The sequence below is a fragment of the Streptomyces sp. NPDC093544 genome (assembly GCF_040683495.1).
GTDB lineage: Bacteria > Actinomycetota > Actinomycetes > Streptomycetales > Streptomycetaceae > Streptomyces.
Genome location: NZ_JBFBEA010000064.1, coordinates 1 through 8,586, shown reverse-complemented (window position 1 = coordinate 8,586; position 8,586 = coordinate 1). Strand labels below are relative to the sequence as shown.

Below are 8,586 nucleotides of genomic sequence, written 5' to 3'. Positions count from 1 at the left end.
GCCAGTCCAACGAGTGATCACCACGTAGGACATGGTCCTAGAGAGAAAGACGGGACGGTTGGCCGGTCCGGATGTTGAGGGTGTCGAGCCAGTGCGACCAACCGGGGCCCCCAGGGCATTGAGGAAGCGATAGTGCAGCTGCCATCGGACCCACGGCCTGGGAAGCAGCCGTGCCGCTGGAGGCCGACGACGCCGCGATGGCGGCCCGAACAGTGGTTCGACGCGGGTACGGAGTGCACCCGCGGTGGCGTGGAGGACTCCAGGCCGATCTTGCCCGCACTGTCGTCCGTCGGAGTGCCCCCACGCTGGCGGGGTGGACCTGTACGCCAGTCCTGGCGGCAGGCGATCAAGCGGAACATCCCATCCGGTGCGCAGGATGGATTCCAGTGGCGGGTCCAATGCCGTTAGCCTGCCACGAAACCCTCCGTAATTCTCTGGCCACGGCTATTAAAGTGTTCCCCTGTGACTAAAAGCGAAGTCAGTGCTTTGTGGTAGCGGGGCGCTGTAAGTGTTCAGGACGGGCGCGCAGGAGGCCTAGGCAAGAACGTCGCTCGATGATTTAGTCAGAAACCACAACTGAGTGTCGCCACTTCGGGGGAATATGGCCAAGCATCTCAAGCTGGTTCTGCTCGCTACCGGAGGAGCCGCCGTCCTGGCATTGCCGGCGATCCTGTCCGCGGCTCGATTCAAGTCGCCGGTTATCATCGCGAGTGCTGTCGGACTGGCCGCGGTGGTAGCTGTTTTCGCTGGTTTTTGGAAGGACAGCCTTTTCGAAAGATTCCAGCAGGACCGGGAGAATGCGACCTTCGTACGAGACGGCTGCCTCACCACGAAGGGGAATTTGCCGCTCGTGCGTCAAGTGGTCGAGCCCACATGGCTCGGTGTACACGCGGCGCGCCGGACCACGGGCCGGACCACCACCAGCCAGCCCCCCTACGTCCCGCGCGACATCGATGACGAACTGAAGGAACAGCTGGCTGCCGGAGCCTTCGTGCTCATCGTTGGCGACTCGACGGCAGGCAAGTCCCGTGCCGCCTACGAAGCGCTCACCGCGACCTTGCCTCAACACACGCTCGTCGCCCCGCAGCAGCGGTCTGCCCTGCCGTACGCGATAGAGCAGACCACCGGCACACCGCGTGCCGTGCTCTGGCTCGACGACCTGGAGCGGTTCCTCGGCGACGGCGGAGTCTCACGGAACCTGATCACCAGGTTTCTGGACTCGAACGGGCAGCACCGCGTCGTCTTGGCCACGATCAGGGCCTCGGAGCTCGACACGTATCTGCGGGCGGACAACGTCTCCCGCCCGCTCAACCGCGATGTGATGGATGCCTTGGCACTAGCCCACCGGATTGACCTGCCGCGAATGTTCTCCGCTGCGGAACGGGACCGGGCCGCGACACGCACCTGGGACCCGCGCATCACGGCGGCGCTTAACCAGGCGGACCGATTCGGAATCGCAGAGTACCTGTCTGCCGGCCCGGAGCTGCTGCACCTGTGGCATGCGGCACGGGACGGCGGGGAGCACGTACGCGGCGCGGCACTCGTCTCGGCCGCCGTAGACTGCCGCCGTGCCGGTGTGACCGCTCCCCTGCCGTGGACACAGCTCGAAGGACTCGCCGACCTCTACGTCCCCAACCGGGGCGGCATCCCGTTCCAGGGCGAGGCACTGAGCGAGGCCTGGGAGTGGGCCACGGAGGTCCGCACGACGACGGCTCTGCTCACGCCGGCGGGCTCTCACGCGGTAGATGTCTACGACTACCTCGTGGACGAAACGACTCGGACCGCCGCCTCTCCGGTTTCCGACGCCGTGCTCACGGCCGCCCTGCGGTTCGCGGACGCAGCGGATTCCATGCGAATCGGAACCATCGCTCGCGCACACGGCAAGTACACCATCGCGCTGAGAGCGTACGAGGGCGTTCGGAATGCCAGGATCGCCTCGTTGGGGGAGGACGACCCGGAGACCCTCACCAGCCGCGGCAACTACGCTGCCGTGCTGCGGGTGCTGGGCAGGTTGCGGGAGGCTGAGGCCGAGCACCGGGCCGTGCTCGAAGCCCGCATACGGGTCCTGGGCATGGACGACCCCGCCACGCTGGTGAGCCGTAACAACCTGGCCCTTGTTCTGCACGACCTTGACAGGCTGGAGGAGGCGGAGGCGCAGCACCGCATAGTGAGCGACATCCGAAAGCGTGACCTTGGTGAGGATCATCCGGCCACCCTTACCAACCGCAACAACCACGCGTTCGTCCTGCACGACCTCGGGCAGGTCGCCGCGGCCGAGGCGGAGCACTGCGCGGTGATGGCGGCGTACGAGCGGCTGCTCACATCCGCGGAGGCCGAACTAACCGCCGGTTCGCCGAACACCGCCGCTGTGCTGCGGTCGCTGGGCAGGCTTGAGGACGCCGAAGCGGAACACCGGACGGTCCTCGACACGAGCACGCGTGTCTTCGACCCGGATCATCCAGATGCCCTGACCAGCCGCGGCAGTCCGACGTTGGTCCTACACGCCGTCGAACGCCTGGACGACGCGGAGGAGATGCACCGGTCGGTGTACGAGGGCTACGCGCGCGTGCTGGGCCCCGATCATCCTTCGACGCTCACCAGCCGCGAGAATCTGGCCGTAGTCATGCAAGCCCGAGGCAAGGTGGCGGAGGCAGGGGAGGAACACCGGGCCGTGGTCGACGGATTCGCCCGGGTTCTTGGCCCCGATCATCCGTCCACGCTGACCAGCCGGTCCAACCTGGCTGTTGTCCTGCAGGCCCTGGGCCGGACGACGGAGGCGGAGAAGGAGCACCGGGCGGTCGTCGCCGACTTCTCCAGGGTTCTCGGTCCCGACCACCCCTCTACCCTCACCAGCCGCAACTATCTCGCTGCCTTGCTGTTGTTGTTGGGCAGGACGGCACCGGCTGAGATCGAGCAGCGAGCGGTGCTGGAGGGCTTCCAACGGGTCCTTGGCCCCGGACACTCCTCAACGCTCACAAGTCGCGGCAATCTTGGTGTGGTGCTGCACGGGCTTGGACGGTTCTCTGAGGCGAGGGCGGAGCACACTGAAGCTTTGGAGAGCTTTACACGGTTGCGCGGCTCGTTGCATCCGTCGACGCTGACGAGCCGGTCGAACCTTGCGGTGGTCCTGCACTCCCTGGGCTTGGTCACCGAGGCCGAGGCCGAGCACCAAACCGTGCTGGACGGCTTCATACGGGTACTAGGGCCCGATCATCCACGAACCGTGCGCGCCCAGGAGGTGATGAGACAGATGAGGCGTCGCCGCTGAAGACGGGCCGCAGACGGTCAGACGGCGATGCGGGAGCGGGGCACGGACTCGCCGAGGCGTATGAGCAGTTCGGTGAACTCGTTCGTGAGCTGATCGCATTCAGTGGCTGAACGACCGATCGCGGTCACGCCGATCTTTCCGAAGCGGTCGAGGGCCGGCCAGAGGTGTGGGACGACGCCCCGTCCCTCCTTGGTGTCGAGGGACAATCGTGGCGAGCGGCGCAGTGCCGCGATCAGATGCGCCGCGGGAAGGCCGCGGCACGCGGGGATCAGGACGCTGTCGGTCGCGCTGAAGAAGACGTCATGCCCGTCCAGGGTCACTAGTTCCCCCGCAGCGCCGAGGGCCAGCGGAACTACGGCTCGAACGGTGCGGTTTGGGTGGGTGCTGCCGGTCTGGCGTAGGTTGATCTCCGTGGCGTAGAGCACGGGGTTCCCGCTCCCGTCTACAGGCGGGCCGGCGATGAAGTCGACGCCCGCGTGTCCCACGACGCCACGCGCGGCCAGCGCTGAGAACGCCTTGCCCGCCTGATGTGCAGCCTGGGCCCGATAGTCGGCCCGCGCCGGATAGCGGCACCCGAGGTAATCGCCTGCGTCTCCTACGAGTTGGTCGTGTATCCCGAGCAGTACCGTACGGACCCCCGAGGCAGGGGCAGCGCTCAGATGGCCCAGGGCGCTGGGCGCGCCGAGAGTGGCGCCGGGGGCGCACTGCACTCGCCGTTCCACTATGGCGCCCACCCTGTGGAGCCACTGGAAGAACTGTGCCCGGCGGACGCCTGCGCCGGTCGGGCGCAAAGAGCTGAGCAACTCCTGCTCGATGCCGGCCTGCGAGCCGTGACGGAGGTCCACGATGGCATTCCCGTGCCCAGATCCGAATCCGCGGTCCAGCTTTACGACCCACTGACCGGGACCGTGGTCGCGCACCAGCGCGGCTAGTCGCACGGCCAGAGACGTAACGTCGCGGTCGGCCACGTAGGAGCCGGGCAGATGGCGCACCCCGGCGGCGCGGAACAGTTGCCTGCTCCCCGACTTGTCACCCCAGCCGAGCAGCCGGGGATCTGTCTCAAGGAGGCCGAGGCCGAGCACATCGGCCAGAGCCGCCATGCGCTGACTTGAAGCGAAGCACGCGAGGCCGTCAACGCTATGGCCGGCCCGCTTGGCCAGTTCGACAGTGCGTCGCAGCCGCTCGACAAGACGCGCGTCCGCGAGAACCTTCTCGCTCAGATGCCGCTCACCGTCATCGTCGATTTCCACGAGGGAGTGACGAGCGCGGCGATCGGCATGGGAGGTGACACCCGGCGGCACAAGTCCCAGGAGATAGTCCTCGACCGCCCTGCCCACGGGCGGAGCCTGCAGCACGACGAGGGCGACGTCGGGGTCCGACGCCACCCGCAGTGACTCCCACAAACCCCGTGAGGATGACAGCCAGCGTCCCAGGCCAAAAGCCATCTCCTCGGGGGAGAACTCCTGGGACGGGCATACGACACGAAGCCGAAGACCCGCGCGGGCTGTCAGTGTGGCGTCCAGTCGGTCGAGCGACTCCGTGGCAGCCGCGCTGGTCATGCCCTAAGGGCCCAGTCCAAGGCCGACTGGACGTGGATGAGAGTGGTGTCGAAGACGGGCAGCGGACTGGTGTGTTCGTCAATCAGCAGACCGATCTCCGTGCACCCGAGGATGACCGCCTCGGCCCCGCGGGCGGCGAGCGACTCGACGATCCGCAGATAGGTGTCCCGAGAGGAGTCGATGACCTGACCGAGACACAGCTCGTGGTAAATGATCTTGTGAACGCGAGCGCGTTCCTCCGGTTCCGGCACCAGAACCTCGAGCCCCCGCGCAGTCAGACGGTCCCGGTAGAACGCCTGCTCCATCGTGTACCGCGTACCGAGGAGTGCCACCCTCTCGACGCCAGCCCGCTCCAGCGCGTCCGCGGTGCCGTCCGCGATATGCAGGACGGGGATACCGACGCTGTCCTGTACCTCGGGGTAGACACGATGCATAGTGTTCGTGCAGATCAGAACGCAGTCGGCGCCGCCCACTTCGAGCTGTCGGGCACGCTCGCCGAGGTACTTACCGGCTTCTTCCCAGGCCCCGTTCTCCTGGAGTTCCTCGATTTCTGCGAAATCGACGGAATGTAGAAGACTCTTGGCAGAGTGCAGCCCGCCGAGCCGCTCCCGGACTCCCCGGTTGAGTTGCTGGTAGTAGTAATCCGTCGACTCCCAGCTCATTCCGCCCAGCAAACCGATGACCTTCACTTTTTACACCCTTTCCTGTGACGCTCTTCCAGGGCGCCACTCAGTCTTTCGAGTATGATTTCGAGACGTGCCGGGGAGGTGCCAAAATTGAGCCTGACAAACCCGCCCAGAGAGGCCCCGAAGAGGCTACCAGGATAAAGCGCGATCCTTGCGGTACTCACCAGAAACGACCCCGCATCAGGGCCGAACCCCGCGGCCCGTAGATCGATCCAGGCAAGATAGGTAGCAGCTGGCGACCGAACGTGCACTTGCTCAAAATTTGACAAAAACTCTAACAATCGGGCACGATTTTTGCCCAATTGTGTGCGCAATTGTTCCAGCCACTTGTCACATGATTCCCAGGCTGCGATCGTTGCGACAAGACCCAGGGTGCTCGCCCCACTGCGCAGGTGCCACGGCAGCCTCCGGAACCTCGCGTGCAGTTCGGTGGTCCCGAAGTGCCCCACGGCACAGCGCAGTCCGGCGATATTGAAGCTCTTTGCGGCCGACGTGAACACTACGGTCCGGTCGGCCGCGGAATTCAACGAGGCAATCGAACGGAAATCCGTACCAGCGTAGACGATCTCGGCATGGATTTCGTCGGTAAATATGACGGCATTGCGGCTCTCGGCCAGCCGGGCGATCTCCTCCAGCGTGCCGGAGTCGAATACGTGTCCGGTCGGATTGTGTGGCTGGCAGAGAACTATCAGCCGGACGTCTCGTTCTTTTTCCGCTTCGGCCCAAGCAGCCGCCACAGAGTCCTCGGTCAGATTTCCGACCGGCACCAGGACCGGGCGTCGGCCGAGTGAACAGATCGCCTCGATGAAGGGTGGATACGTCGGGCTGTGTGCGAGTATCTGGTCACCTGGTCGGGTGAATGCCAAAATCGCGCAACACAGGGCCTGCGTGATCTGCGCGCACACCTCCGTTGCCGCAGGATTGGCGCGCCATCCCCATTGCCTTTCCATGCGGTGTGCGAACAGTTCAGCCAGCCGGGCCGGCGCGCCCGCCGTGTAGTCGGGGTAACCGAGGTCGGACCGGTCCACGGCGTCCCGCAGGGCCGCGCGTATGGGCGCCGCGACCGCGAAGTCGAGCTCCGCGACGTCCGCCGGGATCACGTCGGGGCGTGCCCGGCCCCACTTCAAGCTTGGGCCGGCCCGCAACTGCTCGTCAGACAGCGTGACCAGGCGTGTCACCGTTGGCTCCCAACATCACGTGACCGGTGTCGTGAGCACCCACATCGGATTTCGGTTGTACGCCGGTTCTTCTCGTCGTCACCTGGACGATGGAGACGACCCGGATCCTGGATCCCGCAGGGACGTCCTCGGCGATCCGTGCGCCGGCCTCGATACGGCAGTCGTCCCCGATCGTTACCGGCCCGAACACGGCGACATTTCCCGCGATCTCCACCCGGTTCCCTATGTGCGGATGCCGCCGGCCGGTCCAGTGGTCGGGCGTGCTCCTGATCGCGCGGGCACCGAGGACAACGTTCTGCAGCAGGTAACAGTCGGCGCCGATGCGTACCTGCTCTCCGATGACGGTCCCATAGCCATGGTCGATGACCATCCGGCTGCCAATCACGGCGGCCGGATGGATTTCGACGCCCGTTTCCACTTTCGCCGCCTCAGCGATGCAGCGGGCGGCTGTGGCGAGCCCATGCCCGACGCCCTGTCTGTCCAGCGTGGCCGCACCGAGCCGGTGCAGTTCATGAGCGACGCGGTGGGCCACCAATGCCCGAAAACTGAGGTAGCTCTCGTAGGCATAGACGGCACTCGACCGCGCCGCCGGGTCCCTGGTGGCGAGTGCGTACAGGTCCTCGAGCACCGTCAGCGGCACGCCGAGCATCAGGTCCAGCGCCTTGGCCGGAGTTAGTCCGGCACGAGCTAGCCGTCTCGATACCGGCTGCAGAATTTTCCGCATGTCCGCCTGGATTTGCCGGATAGGCACCGCGTCCTTCACTCGTAGTCCTCTCCACGGTCGAAGAGAAAGGAAACGCACACCGCCCCGGACGGCAAGGTGTCGATTTCCGAGGACCGGAGCTTTTGGACGGCCGCGTAGTTGGCGCAGCTGCTCGGCCCGACGAAGATCCGGTACTTTGCGGCGAGCTCGCGCTCGGCGTCGGCGACTTCCGCGTCTGTGACGGGAATTATCTCGTCGAGTTCCATGCTCGGGAAGAACGGTGCGGGCTGCCCCACGGAGAATCCCTGGAGAGCGTGGATGCCGTGGCGGTCGGCCTTCAGGTCGCAGTTGGGGGGCTCGACCCCGATCACCAAGACCCGCCGGAACCACTGGCGAAGCGCAGACGAGACACCCCGGGCGGTCGCCCCGGTGCCGAGGCCGCTGACCAGCGCCAGCGGGGTGTTCCTTCCATATCCACGGGCGATGAGCTGCGCGAGGATCTCGGCACCTGTGCCCTGTTCGTGGGCTACCGGGTTGGCCGTGTTGCCGAATTGGTTCAGGTAGAGGAACTTCCCGGGCTGCTCCCGCAGGAGAATTTGTACGGCGGCTTCGTTGTCCTCGCACTGGGGATAAGAAATGCCCCGGTCTATCACTGTGGCGCCCAGTCGGGCAGCCAGTTCCTTCTTTATCTTGGAGTATCCGGATTCCGTGACCAGGACGAGTTTGTATCCCCGGACTCTCGCTTCGGCGGCAAGGCCGATTCCGAGATTCCCTCCGGTCCGCTCAAGCAGCACTTTGCCGTCTCCGGGCCCCAGGTATCGGCGCTCTTCCGCGTCGTCGATCAACGCGCGGGCAACTCTCGCCTTATGACTGCGCCCGGGGTGCAGGAATTCACACTTTAATAATATGCCCGGTATCGCTTCAAAGAGCGGCGTGGGTGGCATCGGATCCAACATGACGAGAGGGTAGTCCTGGACTATGCGAACAGCAAGCGCATCCAGAATTTTTCAGCCAGGCCTACATTCGGATCTTGAAAATCGGAGCGCGGGAACATAGAGAGAAGTGGAACGTGAAATTCTCATTGTTCCCTGTTTCACATGAAGCTCAGATGTCGCGCCTCGCAACGTACCAAGGCATAGTGTTTGATTCTCCTTAAAGCATGTCCTACGTGGTGATCACTCGTTGGACTGGT

The 8,586-nt window shown here is 65.0% G+C and carries 7 protein-coding genes and 1 pseudogene; 2 read left to right on the top strand and 6 right to left on the bottom strand.

The features are described from left to right. Nucleotides 1-225: pseudogene (locus AB0N66_RS42195) on the bottom strand (hypothetical protein); the annotation flags it as partial. A 625-nt stretch (nt 226-850) separates the two neighbouring features. Here AB0N66_RS42195 and AB0N66_RS42190 point away from each other — a divergent pair. Further along, a complete protein-coding gene (locus tag AB0N66_RS42190; protein WP_365446236.1) occupies nt 851-3,268 on the top strand; it encodes a tetratricopeptide repeat protein in 2,418 nt (805 codons plus the stop codon). A 17-nt stretch (nt 3,269-3,285) separates the two neighbouring features. Here AB0N66_RS42190 and AB0N66_RS42185 read toward each other — a convergent pair whose 3' ends face one another. Continuing rightward, complete coding sequence (locus AB0N66_RS42185) at nt 3,286-4,368, bottom strand: hypothetical protein (RefSeq protein ID WP_365446233.1); 1,083 nt, start codon at nt 4,366-4,368, stop codon at nt 3,286-3,288. Nucleotides 4,369-4,407: 39 nt separating this feature from the next. On the opposite strand from AB0N66_RS42185, the gene AB0N66_RS42180 reads away from it, so the two are divergent. After that, nucleotides 4,408-4,662: a hypothetical protein gene (locus AB0N66_RS42180; protein ID WP_365446230.1), complete on the top strand. Its 255-nt coding sequence runs from the start codon at nt 4,408-4,410 to the stop codon at nt 4,660-4,662. Nucleotides 4,663-4,823: 161 nt separating this feature from the next. Here the strand turns inward: AB0N66_RS42180 and AB0N66_RS42175 are convergent, their stop codons facing one another. Genes AB0N66_RS42175 through AB0N66_RS42160 form a run of 4 tightly spaced genes read right to left on the bottom strand, consistent with a single transcriptional unit; the run spans nt 4,824 to nt 8,350 of the window. Beyond that, nucleotides 4,824-5,516, bottom strand: a complete 693-nt coding sequence (locus AB0N66_RS42175) for an aspartate/glutamate racemase family protein (RefSeq protein WP_365446227.1) — start codon at nt 5,514-5,516, stop codon at nt 4,824-4,826. Next, complete coding sequence (locus AB0N66_RS42170) at nt 5,513-6,691, bottom strand: aminotransferase class I/II-fold pyridoxal phosphate-dependent enzyme (protein ID WP_365446224.1); 1,179 nt, start codon at nt 6,689-6,691, stop codon at nt 5,513-5,515. The genes AB0N66_RS42175 and AB0N66_RS42170 overlap by 4 nt, the downstream gene beginning before the upstream one ends. Further along, nucleotides 6,666-7,454 (bottom strand): serine O-acetyltransferase, encoded by a 789-nt coding sequence (locus tag AB0N66_RS42165; RefSeq protein WP_365446221.1) that lies wholly within the window; start codon nt 7,452-7,454, stop codon nt 6,666-6,668. The genes AB0N66_RS42170 and AB0N66_RS42165 overlap by 26 nt, the downstream gene beginning before the upstream one ends. Continuing rightward, nucleotides 7,451-8,350 carry a pyridoxal-phosphate dependent enzyme gene (locus AB0N66_RS42160; protein WP_365446218.1) on the bottom strand — a complete coding sequence of 300 codons (900 nt, stop codon included), beginning with the start codon at nt 8,348-8,350 and terminating at the stop codon, nt 7,451-7,453. Before AB0N66_RS42160 ends, AB0N66_RS42165 begins: the two co-directional genes overlap by 4 nt. Between the last annotated feature and the right edge of the window lie 236 nt (nt 8,351-8,586).

Bases quoted from the DNA above. Each gene is read 5' to 3' on its own strand.
- AB0N66_RS42160 (WP_365446218.1), bottom strand. From the start codon at position 8,350: ATGTTGGATCCGATGCCACCCACGCCGCTCTTTGAAGCGATACCGGGC.
- AB0N66_RS42185 (WP_365446233.1), bottom strand. From the start codon at position 4,368: ATGGCGGCTCTGGCCGATGTGCTCGGCCTCGGCCTCCTTGAGACAGAT.
- AB0N66_RS42180 (WP_365446230.1), top strand. From the start codon at position 4,408: ATGGCCGGCCCGCTTGGCCAGTTCGACAGTGCGTCGCAGCCGCTCGAC.